General features: G+C 62.2%; 15 protein-coding genes. 10 read left to right on the forward strand and 5 right to left on the reverse strand.

Going from position 1 to position 14,378, the window contains the following annotated elements:
* Window positions 1-63 precede the first annotated feature (63 nt).
* The 3 genes from X728_RS162600 to X728_RS162590 all read left to right on the forward strand — a co-directional run bounded on the left by X728_RS162600 (window position 64) and on the right by X728_RS162590 (window position 4,623).
* Window positions 64-2,409, forward strand: a complete 2,346-nt coding sequence (locus X728_RS162600; protein WP_023830585.1) for a xanthine dehydrogenase family protein molybdopterin-binding subunit — start codon at window positions 64-66, stop codon at window positions 2,407-2,409.
* A gap of 105 nt (window positions 2,410-2,514) precedes the next feature.
* The gene (locus X728_RS162595) at window positions 2,515-3,312 is read left to right on the forward strand and encodes a xanthine dehydrogenase family protein subunit M (RefSeq protein WP_023672622.1); all 798 of its coding nucleotides are present in this window, start codon (window positions 2,515-2,517) and stop codon (window positions 3,310-3,312) included.
* A gap of 288 nt (window positions 3,313-3,600) precedes the next feature.
* Complete coding sequence (locus X728_RS162590; protein ID WP_023830586.1) at window positions 3,601-4,623, forward strand: acyltransferase; 1,023 nt, start codon at window positions 3,601-3,603, stop codon at window positions 4,621-4,623.
* Window positions 4,624-4,689: 66 nt separating this feature from the next.
* Here X728_RS162590 and X728_RS162585 read toward each other — a convergent pair whose 3' ends face one another.
* From X728_RS162585 to X728_RS162565, 5 genes are all read right to left on the reverse strand, one after another.
* Entirely contained in the window at window positions 4,690-5,196 is a 507-nt protein-coding gene (locus X728_RS162585; RefSeq protein WP_023830587.1) for a GNAT family N-acetyltransferase, read from the reverse strand.
* Window positions 5,196-5,951 (reverse strand): copper homeostasis protein CutC, encoded by a 756-nt coding sequence (locus tag X728_RS162580; RefSeq protein ID WP_023746794.1) that lies wholly within the window; start codon window positions 5,949-5,951, stop codon window positions 5,196-5,198. The genes X728_RS162585 and X728_RS162580 overlap by 1 nt, the downstream gene beginning before the upstream one ends.
* A 124-nt stretch (window positions 5,952-6,075) precedes the next feature.
* Complete coding sequence (locus tag X728_RS162575) at window positions 6,076-6,510, reverse strand: cupin domain-containing protein (RefSeq protein WP_023823039.1); 435 nt, start codon at window positions 6,508-6,510, stop codon at window positions 6,076-6,078.
* A gap of 77 nt (window positions 6,511-6,587) precedes the next feature.
* Window positions 6,588-6,974, reverse strand: coding sequence for a hypothetical protein (locus X728_RS162570; protein WP_023730737.1), 387 nt, complete (start codon window positions 6,972-6,974; stop codon window positions 6,588-6,590).
* Window positions 6,975-7,038: 64 nt separating this feature from the next.
* The gene (locus X728_RS162565) at window positions 7,039-7,635 is read right to left on the reverse strand and encodes an alpha-ketoglutarate-dependent dioxygenase AlkB (RefSeq protein ID WP_023830588.1); all 597 of its coding nucleotides are present in this window, start codon (window positions 7,633-7,635) and stop codon (window positions 7,039-7,041) included.
* A 148-nt stretch (window positions 7,636-7,783) separates the two neighbouring features.
* Here X728_RS162565 and X728_RS162560 point away from each other — a divergent pair, with 148 nt between their 5' ends.
* The 7 genes from X728_RS162560 to X728_RS162530 all read left to right on the forward strand — a co-directional run bounded on the left by X728_RS162560 (window position 7,784) and on the right by X728_RS162530 (window position 14,377).
* Entirely contained in the window at window positions 7,784-8,011 is a 228-nt protein-coding gene (locus X728_RS162560) for a KTSC domain-containing protein (RefSeq protein WP_023805420.1), read from the forward strand.
* A gap of 136 nt (window positions 8,012-8,147) precedes the next feature.
* On the forward strand, window positions 8,148-8,528 hold the full coding sequence (locus X728_RS162555) for a hypothetical protein (protein ID WP_023805419.1): 381 nt from the start codon (window positions 8,148-8,150) through the stop codon (window positions 8,526-8,528).
* A 416-nt stretch (window positions 8,529-8,944) separates the two neighbouring features.
* Complete coding sequence (locus X728_RS162550; RefSeq protein WP_023825738.1) at window positions 8,945-9,772, forward strand: phosphogluconate dehydrogenase C-terminal domain-containing protein; 828 nt, start codon at window positions 8,945-8,947, stop codon at window positions 9,770-9,772.
* Between the two features lie 323 nt (window positions 9,773-10,095).
* Window positions 10,096-11,037: a D-ribose ABC transporter substrate-binding protein gene (locus tag X728_RS162545; protein ID WP_023825737.1), complete on the forward strand. Its 942-nt coding sequence runs from the start codon at window positions 10,096-10,098 to the stop codon at window positions 11,035-11,037.
* Window positions 11,038-11,127: 90 nt separating this feature from the next.
* Window positions 11,128-11,772, forward strand: a complete 645-nt coding sequence (locus tag X728_RS162540) for a DUF2291 family protein (RefSeq protein WP_023825736.1) — start codon at window positions 11,128-11,130, stop codon at window positions 11,770-11,772.
* The gene (locus tag X728_RS162535) at window positions 11,769-13,316 is read left to right on the forward strand and encodes a sugar ABC transporter ATP-binding protein (RefSeq protein WP_023825735.1); all 1,548 of its coding nucleotides are present in this window, start codon (window positions 11,769-11,771) and stop codon (window positions 13,314-13,316) included. Before X728_RS162540 ends, X728_RS162535 begins: the two co-directional genes overlap by 4 nt.
* Window positions 13,313-14,377: an ABC transporter permease gene (locus X728_RS162530; RefSeq protein ID WP_023730743.1), complete on the forward strand. Its 1,065-nt coding sequence runs from the start codon at window positions 13,313-13,315 to the stop codon at window positions 14,375-14,377. The genes X728_RS162535 and X728_RS162530 overlap by 4 nt, the downstream gene beginning before the upstream one ends.
* Window position 14,378: the final 1 nt, after the last annotated feature.

Consider the following 14,378-nt stretch of genomic DNA (forward strand, 5'->3'; position numbering starts at 1 on the left):
GCACAATTCCTACTCACTAATCACTATTCGCCACTCACTATTCGCTATTCCGGAGGAATTCCTATGGGCATTGAAGGTATCGGCGCTCGGGTCGTGCGCAAGGAAGACAAACGGTTCATCACCGGCGCCGGCCGCTATGTCGACGACATGGTGGTTCCCGGCATGAAGCATGCCGCTTTCGTGCGCAGCCCGCACGCGCATGCTCAGATCAAGAAGATCGACGTCAGACGAGCGCAGGCGATGCCCGGCGTCATCGGCGTCTTGACCGGCAAGGAGCTCAAGGCCGACGGCATCGGCAACCTGATCTGCGGCTGGATGATCCATTCCAAGGACGGCTCGCCGATGAAGATGGGCGCGTGGTCGCCGCTGGCCGTCGACAAGGTGCGCTATGTCGGCGACGCGGTCGTCATCGTGGTGGCGGAAACCAAGGGCCAGGCCCGCGACGCGGCCGAAGCGGTCGAGATCACCTACAAGGAATTGAAGGCGGCGGTCGATGCCACCAAGGCGCTGCAAAAAGGTGCGCCGCAGGTCCATGCCGAAGCCGAGGACAATCTTATCTTCGACTGGGAGATCGGCGATGCCAAGGCGACCGACGCGGCGATCCAGGCGGCGGCCCATGTCACCCGCATGAAGATCGTCAACAACCGGCTGGTTCCCAACGCCATGGAGCCGCGCGCGGCCCTTGGCCATTACGACAAGGCCGAGGACCATTTTACCTGCTGGACGACGTCGCAGAACCCGCATGTCGCGCGGCTAGTGATGAGCGCCTTCTACAATGTCGCGCCGGAAAACAAGCTGCGCGTCATTGCGCCCGATGTCGGCGGCGGCTTCGGCTCGAAGATCTACATCTATCCCGAAGAGATCGTCTGCCTGTGGGCGTCCAAGAAAACCGGCGTCCCGGTCAAATGGGTCGCCGACCGCACCGAAAGCTTCCTCACCGACGCACATGGCCGCGACCATGTCTCGACGGTCGAAATGGCGTTCGACAAGAACAACAAGATCACCGGCTTCAAAGTCGACACCATCGCCAATCTCGGCGCCTACATGTCGCTGTTCTCGTCTTGCGTGCCGACCTATCTCTACGCGACGCTGCTGTCGGGCCAGTACAACATCCCGACGATCCACGCCAATGTGCGCACCGTCTACACCAACACGGCACCCGTCGACGCCTATCGCGGGGCAGGGCGGCCGGAAGCCACGTATCTGCTCGAACGGACAATGGAGACGGCCGCACGTGAACTTGGGGTCTCGCCGGCGGAGTTGCGGCGCATCAATTTCATCACCGAGTTTCCGCACCAGACGCCGGTCATCATGAATTATGACGCCGGCGATTACGGCGCTTCGCTCGATGCGGCGACACAGGCGTCCGACTATGCCGGCTTTGCCAAGCGCAAAGCGGCGGCCGCCAGCCAGGGCAGACTGCGCGGCATCGGCATGAGCTGTTACATCGAGGCCTGCGGCATCGCGCCGTCGGCGGCGGTCGGCTCGCTCGGCGCCGGCGTCGGCCTGTGGGAATCGGCCGAAGTGCGGGTCAATGCCGTCGGCACGATCGAGGTGCTGACCGGCTCGCACAGTCATGGCCAGGGCCATGAGACGACCTTCGCGCAACTCGTCAACCAGCGTTTTGGCGTGCCACTGGACTCGGTCTCGATCGTCCATGGCGACACCGACAAGGTGCAGATGGGTATGGGGACCTACGGTTCGCGCTCGGGCGCGGTCGGCATGTCGGCAATCGCCAAGGCGCTCGACAAGGTCGAGGCCAAGGCCAAGAAAATCGCCGCCCATCTGCTCGAAGCCGACGAGGGCGACATCGTCATCGAGAATGGCGAGGTCAAGGTCGCCGGCACCGACAAGAGCCTGCCCTGGTTCCAGGTGGCTCTTGCCGCCTACACCGCTCACAATCTGCCGGCAGGCATGGAGCCGGGACTGAAGGAAACCGCCTTCTACGATCCGGCGAACTTCACTTTCCCGGCCGGCTGCTACATCTGCGAGGTCGAGATCGATCCGGAAACCGGCACGACCGAGATCGTCCAGTTCGTCGCCGCGGACGATTTCGGCAACATCATCAACCCGATGATCGTCGAGGGCCAGGTGCATGGCGGCATCGCCCAGGGCATCGGCCAGGCGCTGCTGGAAGGCGCTCACTATGACGATAGCGGGCAGCTTTTGACGGCGAGCTATATGGACTACACCATGCCCCGCGCGGACGACCTGCCGTCATTCAAGGTGTCGACCTCGAACACGCCGTGTCCGAGCAATCCGCTCGGCATCAAGGGCTGTGGCGAGGCCGGCGCCATCGGCTCGCCGCCGGCGGTCATCAACGCCATCACCGACGCTTTGGGGATTGTGGACATCGCCATGCCGGCCTCGCCGTCGACGGTGTGGGCGGCGATTAGGGCGAAGAAATGAGTAAGTAGGGAGTAGTGAGTAGGGAATGGGCATTACCGGAGATGACAGCGTCCCTATTCCCTACTCCATACTCACTACTGCCTAACCACTTCAGGGGAGGATCCCATGTACGCAGTCAACTACCACCGCGCCGCCTCGGTCGCCGACGCCGCCAAGCTGGTGAAGAGCGGCGACGCCAGGCTTTTGTCAGGCGGCATGACGCTGATCCCGGCGATGAAGACGCGGCTCGCCGCACCCTCCGACCTGATCGACCTGTCGCGGATCAAGGAACTGCAAGGCGTCAAGGTGTCGGGCAAGACCGTCACCATCGGCGCCGCCACAACCCATTACGACGTCGCCAATGACGAGAAGCTGCGGAAGGCCTGTCCGGCGCTTGCGCACCTTGCGTCGCTGATTGGCGATCCGGCGGTGCGCCACAAGGGCACGATCGGCGGCTCGGTCGCCAACAACGACCCAGCCGCCGATTATCCGGCGGCGCTCTTGGCGCTGGGCGCCACCATCGTCACCAACAAGCGCGAGATTTCAGCCGCGAAATTCTTCACCGGCCTGTTCGAAACGGCGCTGAAAGAAGGCGAGATCATCACCGCGGTGAGTTTTACCGCGCCGGCCAAGGCTGCTTACGAAAAATTCCGCAACCCGGCCTCGCGCTATGCGATTGTCGGCGTGTTCGTGGCCAAGGGCAAGGACGGGGTCAGCGTTGCCGTTACCGGTGCCGGCGATGACGGCGTGTTCCGCTCGAAGGAGATCGAAGCCGCACTGGCGAAGAATTTTGCCGCATCGGCGCTCGACGGCGTGAAAGTGCCGGCGAAGAATTTGATGACCGACCTCCACGCTTCGGCCGAATACCGTGCCAATTTGATCGCCGTGATGGCCAAGCGCGCGGTGGCGGCAGCCAACGCCTGACATCATAAAGCTACTGACAAGGAAAGGGGCCATCGCGGCCCCTTTGTTCGTCTGCGGCGGGCTGTAACTGCCCAGTCCTTGCGGGTTCGCTGCCACGCGCAAATCCGTTGTTTCAGGTAATTCCCGTGCAAGAACAGGCGCATACTTCCCAAGGGACTGCCTAGCCCCATTCTCGCACTTGCACAATCTGATATTGCACTGCAATATGTATAGCTTGGCGGAACACGGGGTGGATTCTGCGCGCGGCGGTGTGAGCTGCGCCAAGATCTTGCGTCGTAGAGGATCGGCATGGCCGACATCTCCGCAGCGTCTGTTGCCCTGCCGCGGGCCACAGCCGACAAAGCAGCTAGAGCAAGACTGGCCTATCTCGATGGCTGGCGCGGGCTTTCGATCGCACTGGTGCTGATCGGCCATTTCTTCCCCGTTCCCGGGATCAATCTCGGCGTGCTCGGCGTCGAGTTCTTCTTCGTGCTCTCAGGCCGGCTGATGGGCGAGATCCTGTTCATCGAACGCTTCCCGCTGAAAAAATTCTTCAAGCGCCGCTTTTCGCGCATCTATCCCGCGCTTTTGGTGTTCGTGATATCAGCCATGATCGGGCTCTCCGGCACCTTTATCGCCTTCAAATGGAAGGCGGCGCTGACGGCGCTGACATTCACCTACAACTATGCCGGAATTTTCATCACCCGCGCCGGCGCGCTCGACCACATCTGGTCGCTATGCGTGGAAGAGCATGCCTACATCATCCTGGCGCTGATCAGCGTGGTGGTGACCGGGCGGGGTAATGTCGTTCGGCTGCTGGTGACGCTGTCGCTGCTGGCGATGGCCAATGGCGCCATTTCGTACTGGGCACTCGGCATGGATTACGAGCACAGCTATTGGCGCACCGATGTGCATATCGCCTCGATCCTGCTGTCGGCATCGATCTGCCTGCTCAAGCACGATGACCGGCTGCCGGCATTCCTGACGAGCCCCTATGTCAGCCTCGTGTCGGCGGCGGCGGCTATATTGCTGTTCCTCGATCCGGTGCCGACGCCGATCCATTACCTACTGGCGGTGCCGTTGCTGGCGCTTGCCGTCAATACGCTGGACACCAGCAACTGGCATCTTACCGGCCTGCTTTCATCCAGGCCGATGGTGATGATCGGGCTATGGTCGTACTCGCTCTATCTCTGGCAACAGCCCTTCTACAAATTCGTCGCCGAGCAGGGCAGTGCACCGATCCCGATGCTGGCGGCTGTCTTCGCCTGTGCATTATGCAGCTACTATCTGGTCGAGAAGCCCGCGCGGGCCTGGCTGAACCGGAATTGGTGAGGGCTACGGACTCCTAATCTTATGCTGCCGTGGCGATCTGCTTGCCGATCATCAGCCAGCGATGCGTCAGCCCGCAATCTGCCTGAGGTAGTAGCGCACGGTCTTCTTGCCGCCATGGATCACCGCGTCGCCGACCTCGGCGAAGCCAAGCGCGGCATGGAAGGCGTCCGAAGCCGGATTGGGCGGTTCGGCATTCACCTCGCACGTGACGATGCTGTGGCCCGCGCGTGCGACTTCCCCGAACAGATCCTCGTAGAGCCGGCGGGCATGGCCGCGGCCGCGCGCTTGCGCCACGACGACGACGCGGTCGACATAGACGAAGCGTGGATAGCGCTCGCGGAACCAGAGGAAATTCGGGCTGTCGTAGCGCGCATCCTGGTCGAAGGTCATGATGAAGGCTTCGAGCGCGCCGATGCGCCTGACGTAAAACGCTTCGCCAAGAAGGAAGGACAGCCGTTCGGGCTCGAGCCATGACAGTTCGGCGGCGTGCTCGTTGTTGAGTGCGAGGATGGCCGCTTCGTCCTGAGGCGAGACACGGCTGATCGGCGACGGCCCACTCACGGCTTCGCTCATCATGCTCTGGCCGCCGCAATCGTCGCGGCAACCAGCGCCCCATCGGTGACTGTGGTGCGATACTCGCGGTCGAGATCGGTGCCGCCCATGCCGACTTGCGGGTTGCGGTAGGCCATGGCGCTCGGTACGTCCTTGAGCGCGGCGAAATGCAGTTCCGTCAGCCCGGTTGATGCCAGCACCCCGGCGATGTTTTCGGGGTCCAGCGCGCCGCAGCCGAGGATGATGATGCGGCCGTCGGCCTGGCGGACGAGATCCGCCAACAGGCCGGCGCCTTCCACCGCGGTGTCCCTCTGGCCGCTGGTCAGCACGCGGCCGACCTTGCAGCGGATTAGCGCTTCCAGCGCCTCGGCCGGGTCGCGCGTCATGTCGAAGGCGCGGTGGCAGGTAACGGCGAGCGGACCGGCGGCATCGACCAGCGCGCCCATGCGGGTTTCATCGATGGTGCCGTCGGCATCGAGGCAACCGACAACGACGCCGGCGACGCCGAGGTCACGAAGCGCTGCGACATCGGCGAGCATCGAGCTGTATTCGGCCTCGCTGTAGAGGAAATCGCCGCCGCGCGGCCGCACGATGACATGGAAGGGAATGGTCGCGCTCTCGAGTGCGGCGCGCACCGTGCCGAGGCTGGGCGTGATGCCGCCTTCGACCAGGCTGGCGCAGAGCTCGACCCGGTCGGCGCCGGCGGCCTGCGCAGCCAGCAGTCCATCGATGCCTTCGACGCAGATTTCGATCAGGGGGCGAGCATTTCCGGCCAAGGGGCGATCCTTCATGATTGCATGACGGCCAGCCCTAGCATCGGCTCGGTTGGCGGGGAAGCCGGAACAGCCAGTCGCTGCTTGGGCCAGCCCGGCAACCCTGCCTAGGTCCGTAGCGAGAGATCTATTGTTTCTGCAGCACCGTGTTCTTGGCGCCTTGTTCGACCTGGTCGATGACCAGCAGCTTGACCGGGCCGTCGCCGATGTTGGTGGCCTGGTGCCACTGGCCGATCATCTCGATGATGAAATCGCCCGTCTTGTAGGTGTTGCTGTTGCCGGTCTCGACATTCGTCACTTTGAGTGTCCCGGCCTCGACATAGGCGTAGCGGGCAAACGGGTGCTTGTGCACCGGCAGAGTGGCGCCGACCGCAATGTCATAGGCTGAAACCAGGACCTGGACGTTTTTCTGCGGCAGCACGATCGGCTGGCCGGACGCCGTCTGGCTGCGATCGGCAAGCGGTGTGACGACAACCGGCGGGATGGTACTGTCCAGCGCCCGAGCGGGGTTTGCAGATAGCGCTGCCGCGAACAGCAGCATCGATGCCAGAATCTTTCGCATGGTTCCTCCAGGTTCTACCGCCACCGCGCGGCGCGACGCCAAACTTCTATCTCTCGTCAGTTACTGGAGACACAACGTCATCCGCCGGTGCCGTCGTCCATCATCGTATTCGTGAGCGCTTCATAGATGTTGCTGCATACCTGGGACCGCGGACAGTGTTTTACGATGAATACCGGCACGACAGTCAGTGCGGCGGCGATCAGGATTTGCAGGAAGAGAGGAGCAGGCTCGAAGCGTTTGCCAAACAAGGCTCGGCAAGCGAAGTAGAGACTTTGAGCCAGGCATGCCCAGACAAGGACATGCAACAGCGTGCTCGTTGCTCGGGCATAGGGCGTTATGTATCCGTCGGGAAAGCCGACCATGCCAAGGTCGACGAGCCACTGCAGAGCCAGAACGCAGGACAGGCATGCCCACAGAAAGAGCGCCACGCGGGTAACCAAAACTCTGCTGCGATCCACGCTCATGTGCGATCGAAGCACAACTGCGCTCGGTCTTCCAGAGCGGCTGCTGCGTGGCTTGGAGTGTGGCCTATTTCAGAGTGCGCAGCGTGATCGAATAGCGGTGCCCGGCGACCGGCGGAATGCTGTGCTCCCACTCGTGGCGCGCCGGGCCGTCAATGAGATAGGCAGATCTCGGCTGAACCTCGATCGTCTTGCGATCCCATTTCGAGCCGTTTTTTCGGCGCAGCCGAAAGCTGCAGGGCGCCAGCAGCGAGACGCCGGCGACGAGATCGAAATGCGGCTTGTCGCGATGCCAACCTATGCCCGCGCCCGGCCGATACTCGTTGATGAGCACTTGCGCGAATTCCGTGGCCTGCCTGCCGGCAAAATCCGCGACCTTGTCGCGAAGCGGCAGCAGGAATTTCGGGATGGGCGGCGCTTCGACGACCTGGCGCCGGTCGTAGTCGTAGCGCCAGCCGAAGCCGGCGACCTGCCGGTTGGCAAGGTGGCCGTGGAAATCGAACGGCTTGAAGGACAGTTCATTGAGGTGACGGACCAGTTCCGCCTCTTCGTCCGTTGTGATCAGGCTAGGCCGGTAAGAAAATCCTTCCGGCAGCGTGTCGGCCGCGCCGAAGAGATCGCCCTGGCTGGCATACGCTGTTGTACTGGATTTCGTCTGTGCCATCTGACGGAGAGATAGGAAGCCTCGCCACCCGGGCAAGATTCGGCGTTGTGGTGCGCCTCCCTGTCGGAACCTCCGCATCGTTGCGGCATTACGCATGTTCGAAGCAGGATTTGGGGCGAAAGATTTGGGGACGAAGCAGGATTTCGACATGCCGTCCACCGCCATCCGCAACACCCATTACGACCCGTCGACGAAAATCCTCTCGGTCTGGTTCGTCCCGAGCGGAGCCCGCTACGACTATGAAGAGGTCGAGCCCGAGACCTATGCGGCGTTCCGGGCCGCCTTCTCGAAAGGGCAATTTTTCAACGAGTTCGTGCGCGACCGCTACCGGTTTCAATTGGTTGAAGAAGGGCGTCCGCGAGCAACCGGGTTCTGAAGGTGCGGTGATCCGTATAAGGTCGCGAACCCCAATTGCTTTTCGAATTGACTTGTTTCAACCTGCTTTGTGGGGACGGACAATGCCGTGGTCGAGATGGCCATAACATTGGGGGAGGCAGCTTTTGAAATGCATATTGATTATACTCGGCGTGGTAGGTGTCCTGTCTTCCGCTGCGTCTGCAAAAGATAATCGACAACACATCGACCCTGCCTATCAAAAAAACATCAACTATCTGGCCGGGCTGTCCGACGCCCAGTTGAAATTGGTCGTAACATGGTCAGCCAACGTCATCGCCGTTACGACGCGATGCCCGGCGCTGCAGCTGACTCCAGACGGAAAATCCAAAATAACGGCGATATACATCTTGTACGATGTGCAAGATAAACACCTGATGCCCAATCCCCCCAAATTCAAGAGAGCCATCAGGTTTTATGAAGGCGCTTTCCGCACGGCGGCGCAACGCACGGACAGCTGTAGGGCGGAGAAAGCCAAGGACCCGGGAAGCTACCGGTAAATAATTGTCGGCATGATCGACTAGAAGTGATTTGGCTCGCCGGAACCCCGGCGAAGCGCTCTCTATAGCCCTTCGCCAAATCGCCGCGAGAACTCACGGCCCGAAAACGCGACCGGACCGCGCGGACGCGCTTCGCCTTGCTGGTGGCCCCCCACCGTCACCTCGCGACCGAGCCCCGCAAAAATGGACCTGGAGGCTTCTAACGCGGGCATCGAACGTCTGGAAAGGCAACGGCGCTCTGGCTTGGTTGAATTCTCGACCGCCACTGCGGAAATCGTGCGGACGGAATCCAAACGGGCGCCCGTATAGCCGCTCATCAAAGCCCTGTTCAACTCCTCAATTCGTGGTAAGGTGATTATACCAGTTAATAACATGACGATCGGCGCGGCCGTCGTTTAATGCGGGAGTAGGGATAGATGACGACGATTGCGCTGTTCGGTGCCGGCGGCAAAATGGGTTACCGCCTGTCGACCAATTTTCGCGGATCGCCCTACACGGTACGCCATGTCGAGGTCAGCGAGGCCGGCCGCGAGCGGCTGAAGACCGGACTGGGCTTCGACGCGGTCAGTGCCGATGCGGCGCTCGACGGGGCGGATGTCGTCATCCTGGCCGTTCCCGACACGCATATCGGCAAGGTGGCGGCTGATATCGAGAGCAAGCTCGCGCCTGGCACGATGGTGATAGTGCTCGACGCGGCCGCACCCTTCGCCGGCCATCTGCCCAACCGGCCGGACCTGACCTATTTCGTCACCCATCCCTGTCATCCGCCGATCTTCAACGACGAGACCGACATGGCGGCCAAGAAGGATTATTTTGGCGGCGTCAAGGCCAAGCAGCATATGGTCAGCGCGCTGATGCAGGGGCCGGAAGCGGACTACGCCAAGGGCGAGGCGGTCGCAAAAATCATCTGGGCGCCGGTCATGCGCTCGCACCGTGTCACCGTCGAACAGATGGCGCTGCTGGAGCCCGGTCTATCGGAGACGGTGTGCGCGTCACTGCTTGTCGTCATGAAGGAAGCCGTCGACGAGGTCGTCGCGCGAGGCGTCGACCAACAGGCGGCGCTCGACTTCCTGCTCGGCCACATGAACGTGCTCGGCGCCGTGATTTTCGGCGAGACCAAGGGCGTATTCTCGGATGCCTGCAACAAGGCGATCGAATTCGGCAAGCCGGTGCTGATGCGCGACGACTGGAAGCGGGTGTTCGAGCCCGAAGAGATCGCCGCGAGCATTCGGCGCATTACCTGAGACAGGCCGAGTCGGGCGCTTGCCGGAGCGCCTCGATGGCTCGACACACCCGCCATGACGAACAGATGTTTTGCTCAGTGGGAACATGTCACCTCAATTAGTGATTGACTCATCATACCAGTTGGCTTAGCTGTTGATGGCTTGGGCAAGGGTTCGCGGGAAGTACGAAGCCTGGGCGAGTGGAGGGACGGCGGGGGAGCAGCGATCGTTTGGGAAGCCGGCACCGGCATTCAGCCTGAACCGATCGGCGGCCCGCGTTGCGCGATGAATTCGAATGCAGAGGCCTTGATTTATCGAGGCAATTTTTCAAACGGGAGGACATCATGAAACTCACACGCAGAATGACACTTGCGGCGTTCGCCGGCATGCTGGCGCTTGGCACGGCGGTACCCGCCTATGCGGCCGACCTCATTGCCATCATCACGCCCTCGCACGACAATCCGTTCTTCAAGGCGGAAGCCGTCGGCGCCGAAGCCAAGGCCAAGGAACTCGGCTACGAAGCGCTTGTGCTCGTCCATGATGACGACGCCAACAAGCAATCCGAATTGATCGATACGGCGATCGGTCGCGGCGCCAAGGCGATCATCCTCGACAATGCCGGCGCCGACGCCACTGTCGCTGCCGTGCAGAAGGCCAAGGACGCAGGCGTGCCGTCGTTCCTGATCGATCGCGAGATCAACGCCACCGGCGTCGCCGTGGCGCAGATCGTCTCCAACAACTACCAGGGCGCCCAGCTCGGCGCGCAGGAGTTCGTCAAGCTGATGGGCGAGAAGGGCAATTTCGTCGAGCTGGTCGGCAAGGAATCCGATACCAATGCCGGCATTCGCTCGAAGGGCTATCATGACGTCATCGACGATTATCCGGACCTGAAGATGGTCGCCCAGCAATCGGCCAACTGGAGCCAGACGGAAGCCTATTCCAAGATGGAATCGATCCTGCAGGCCAACCCGGATATCAAGGGCGTCATCTCCGGCAACGACACGATGGCCATGGGCGCGTATGCGGCGCTGGTTGCGGCGAACCGCAAGGAAGTCATCGTCGTCGGTTTCGACGGATCCAACGACGTGCGCGATTCGATCACCGCGGGCGGCATCAAGGCAACCGTGCTGCAGCCGGCCTATGCGCAGGCGCAGATGGCGGTCGAGCAGGCCAACGACTTCATCAAGAACAAGAAGTCGCCCGAGAAGGAAAAGCAGCTGATGGACTGCGTGTTGGTCAATGGCGACAATGCTTCCAAGCTGGAAACGTTTGCGCTGACCAACTGAGCCGGCGTGACATGAATAGCGAGGGGCGATCAAGGTCGTCCCTCGCCGCCATTTTCCGTGGGTGCCAATCACCATGCTCAACAGGCCATCATGCTGAACAACAAGCCGATCTGGCCGATGCTTGTCGTTGCAGTCGGCATCAGCCTGACCGCCTGCAAGATTTTGCCGACTCCCTCGGGGGATAGCGGCAATGCCGCCGTCTTCAACCCGGACAAGATGGTCGAGGAGATCTGGGCCGCGAAGGTCGTGCCTTACCTCCAGCAGAAGGCCGGGCCTTTTGCCGAGGTCCACGCTCTGGCAAAAACCGATCCTGCTTCCGCCGGCGCCAAATATGGCAATCCGAACAAGCAGGCGAATTCGCCCTGGACCTTCGCGGTTCGCGTCGAGGGCAAGATCATCGCCGCCAACACGCAGTCGCGGGCCGCGACCATGGATATCGATGTCGACGGCGACGGCAAGGCCGATGCGCGGGTACAGATCGGACCGGCGATGCGTGGAACCGCGCTGCGCGACAGTCTCGATTTCATCCAGTTCAACGATTTTACCAACCAGATCGACTTCGCCCAGTTCGGCAAGGCGTTCAACGCCTATGCCGTCAAGGCCGTGCTTGCCAAACTGCCACGTGACGCGCTGGAAGGCCGGACCGCCAAGGTCCTCGGCGCCTATACGCTCGAAAACGGCCAGGACCTGCCGCTGGTGACGCCGGCGGAGGCAGAAATCGGGCCGAAGCCATGAGCGCTGCGGTTGCTCACGATGTCGTCTTGAAGCTGGAGGACGTCTCCAAGGTCTATTCCGGCACCGTCGCGGTCAAGCGCGCGAATTTCGAGGTGCGCAAGGGCGCCGTCAATGTGCTGGTCGGCGAAAACGGCGCCGGCAAATCGACGCTGATGAAGATTATCGCCGGCGTCGAACAGCCGACGCTCGGCCGGATCCTCCTGGAAGGGGAGGAGGTCTCCTTCTCGTCATCGGGCGACGCGGTGAACCGCGGCATCGGCATGGTGTTCCAAGAGCTGAACCTGTTTGGCAATATGACCGTCGCCGAGAACATCTTCGCCACGCGCGAGATCACCAACCGGTTTCGCAAGATCGACCGCAAGGAGCAGGAGCGCCGTGCGGCCCAATTTCTCGAACGCCTGCAGGCCGGGATAAGGCCCGACATGCTGGTCGAGGATCTGCGCATCGGCCAGCAGCAGCTGGTCGAGATCGCCAAGGCGGTTTCGCTCGATGCACGCATCCTGATCATGGACGAGCCGACCTCGGCGCTGAGTGCGGCGGAAGTCGAGATCCTGTTCAAGGTGATCGCCGACCTCAAGGCGCGCGGCGTGGCGATCGTCTACATCTCGCACCGGCTGGAAGAGCTGATCCGCATTGGCGACTACATCACGGTGCTGCGCGATGGACAGATCACCGGCCAGGAAGAGATGAAAAACGTCGACACGCGGTGGATCGTGCGGCAGATGATCGGCTCCGACGCCAAGGATTTCGCCAAGGCCGACGGCCATGTACCCGGCGAAGAAATATTCCGCGCCGAGGACATCTGCCTGCCGCGCGCGACCGGCGGGCTGGCAGTCGATCACGTCTCCCTGTCGCTGCGCGCCGGCGAGATCCTCGGCATCTATGGCCTGATGGGCGCCGGGCGCAGCGAACTGTTCGACTGCATCATGGGCCGCCATGGCCAGGCGACCGGCGCGATCTTCATCGCCGGCAAGAAGGTCAAGGAGCGGGACACGACGCGGCGCATCCGGCGCGGGCTGGCGCTGATCCCCGAAGACCGCCAACGCGAAGGGCTGGTGTCGATCCTCTCCGTCGCCAGCAATCTGACACTGGCCAGCCTGTCGCGCTTTGTCCGCCTGTTCCACATCAGTGGCGGCCAGGAGAAGCAGGCGGTCACGCAGATGGTGCGGGAACTGGCGATCAAAGTCGCCGACCCGGCGCAGGAGGTCTCGTCGCTGTCGGGCGGCAACCAGCAAAAGGTGGTGATCGGCAAGGCGCTGCTCACCGGGCCGAAGGTGCTGCTGATGGACGAGCCGAGCCGTGGCATCGATGTCGGCGCCAAGGCCGACGTCTTCCGCACCATGCGCAAACTGTCGCGCGATGGGCTCGGTATTCTGTTCGCCACCTCGGATCTCGATGAGGTGATGGCGCTGTCCGACCGCATCGCGGTGATGAGCAACGGAAAACTGACCGGCATGTTCGATCGCGCCGAGGCGACGGAGGCAGCCCTTGTCGCCGCCTCGGCACTTGGCCACGGACCGGCCCCGCACACGGAGAACCCATGACTGACATCCCGGCCAAGGCGGCTGCCCCCTCCGTCTCGAGCGGCTCGCTGCTGCTGACGCTGATGAAGGCGAGGACCTTCATCGCGCTGATCGCCGTCTTGGTCTTCTTCTCGATCGCGGCGCCGAATTTCCTGTCGACCGCCAACCTGATCCTGATGTCGAAACATGTGGCGCTGAACGCCTTCCTCGCCATGGGCATGACCTTCGTCATCATCACCGGCGGCATCGATCTCTCAGTCGGCTCGATCGTCGGCCTGTGCGGCATGGTCGCCGGCTATCTCGTGCTCAACGGCATCGACCTGCAATTCGGCTACACCATCTATTTCAACGTCGTCGAGATCGCGCTGATCACGCTGGCGGTTGGCATATTGATCGGCGCCGTCAACGGATTGCTGATCACCAGGCTGAACGTCGCGCCGTTCATCGCCACACTCGGCGTGCTCTATGTCGCGCGCGGCCTGGCGTTGCTGTCGTCGGACGGCCGCACCTTCCCCAACCTCGTCGGCAAGCCGGAGCTTGGCACCACCGGGTTTGGTTTCCTCGGCGCCGGGCGGCTGCTCGGCCTGCCGGTGGCGATCTGGATCCTGATCGTTGTTGCGCTGGTTGCGGCATATCTCGCCAAATACACGCCGCTCGGCCGCCACATCTTCGCCGTCGGCGGCAATGAACGGGCGTCGCGAATTTCGGGCGTTCGTGTCAACATGGTGAAAATGTTCGTCTACATGTTCTCCGGCTTCTGCGCGGCGATCGTCGGCCTGATCATCTCGTCCGAACTGATGGCCTCGCACCCGGCAACGGGCGAAAGTTTCGAGCTCAACGCCATCGCGGCGGCAGTGCTCGGCGGCACCTCGATGTCGGGTGGGCGCGGCACGATCGGCGGCACCATTGTCGGCGCCTTCGTCATCGGCATTCTTTCGGACGGGTTGGTGATGATGGGCGTGAGTTCCTTCTGGCAGATGGTGATCAAGGGCCTTGTCATCATCGTCGCCGTCGTCGTCGACCAAGCGCAGCGCCGGCTGCAGAGCCGGGTGACGCTGATGCAGATGGCAAAGGCAGGCTGAG

It is taken from the genome of Mesorhizobium sp. L103C119B0, assembly GCF_000502235.1.
Taxonomy (GTDB): Bacteria; Pseudomonadota; Alphaproteobacteria; order Rhizobiales; family Rhizobiaceae; genus Mesorhizobium.

Bases quoted from the DNA above. Each gene is read 5' to 3' on its own strand.
- X728_RS162570 (WP_023730737.1), bottom strand. From the start codon at position 6,974: ATGAGCGTGGATCGCAGCAGAGTTTTGGTTACCCGCGTGGCGCTCTTT.
- X728_RS162540 (WP_023825736.1), top strand. From the start codon at position 11,128: ATGCTGAACAACAAGCCGATCTGGCCGATGCTTGTCGTTGCAGTCGGC.
- X728_RS162535 (WP_023825735.1), top strand. From the start codon at position 11,769: ATGAGCGCTGCGGTTGCTCACGATGTCGTCTTGAAGCTGGAGGACGTC.
- X728_RS162585 (WP_023830587.1), bottom strand. From the start codon at position 5,196: ATGAGCGAAGCCGTGAGTGGGCCGTCGCCGATCAGCCGTGTCTCGCCT.
- X728_RS162590 (WP_023830586.1), top strand. From the start codon at position 3,601: ATGGCCGACATCTCCGCAGCGTCTGTTGCCCTGCCGCGGGCCACAGCC.
- X728_RS162595 (WP_023672622.1), top strand. From the start codon at position 2,515: ATGTACGCAGTCAACTACCACCGCGCCGCCTCGGTCGCCGACGCCGCC.
- X728_RS162530 (WP_023730743.1), top strand. From the start codon at position 13,313: ATGACTGACATCCCGGCCAAGGCGGCTGCCCCCTCCGTCTCGAGCGGC.
- X728_RS162565 (WP_023830588.1), bottom strand. From the start codon at position 7,635: ATGGCACAGACGAAATCCAGTACAACAGCGTATGCCAGCCAGGGCGAT.
- X728_RS162600 (WP_023830585.1), top strand. From the start codon at position 64: ATGGGCATTGAAGGTATCGGCGCTCGGGTCGTGCGCAAGGAAGACAAA.
- X728_RS162545 (WP_023825737.1), top strand. From the start codon at position 10,096: ATGAAACTCACACGCAGAATGACACTTGCGGCGTTCGCCGGCATGCTG.
- X728_RS162575 (WP_023823039.1), bottom strand. From the start codon at position 6,510: ATGCGAAAGATTCTGGCATCGATGCTGCTGTTCGCGGCAGCGCTATCT.
- X728_RS162550 (WP_023825738.1), top strand. From the start codon at position 8,945: ATGACGACGATTGCGCTGTTCGGTGCCGGCGGCAAAATGGGTTACCGC.
- X728_RS162560 (WP_023805420.1), top strand. From the start codon at position 7,784: ATGCCGTCCACCGCCATCCGCAACACCCATTACGACCCGTCGACGAAA.